1 pseudogene is annotated in these 335 nt (G+C 60.3%); it reads right to left on the minus strand.

Going from position 1 to position 335, the window contains the following annotated elements:
- Positions 1-172: 172 nt before the first annotated feature.
- A pseudogene (locus tag FQ320_RS25430) lies at positions 173-335 on the minus strand (IS110 family transposase); the annotation flags it as partial.

Genomic DNA, 335 nt, shown 5'->3' on the forward strand with positions numbered 1-335 from the left:
TTCCGCGACGTTGGTTCCAAACAAGGTGACGGCCACATCGGGCCATTGGCACATACGGGGTGTCCCACGTCTCGGATCGATCGATCACACCATCTTCAGATTTCCTGCAAGTTCACGCATCAGCTCAGCACGGTAGCGTCTTTCACCTGCTCCCCGTGACTGGCCGATCTCGTCACACCGCGCAAGCCATGGCCGGTCGCGCAGCAGTGTTCTTATAGGCCTCGCCCGACATCATCATTTTCCACGCGATCCTGGCGATCTTGTTGGCCAGCGCGACGGCCACGAGTTTCGGCGGCTTGCGCTTGAGCAGCTCGACGAGCCAAGGCGAGGCGTTC

The organism is Oceaniovalibus sp. ACAM 378 (genome assembly GCF_008085915.1).
Classification (GTDB): Bacteria; Pseudomonadota; Alphaproteobacteria; order Rhodobacterales; family Rhodobacteraceae; genus Oceaniglobus.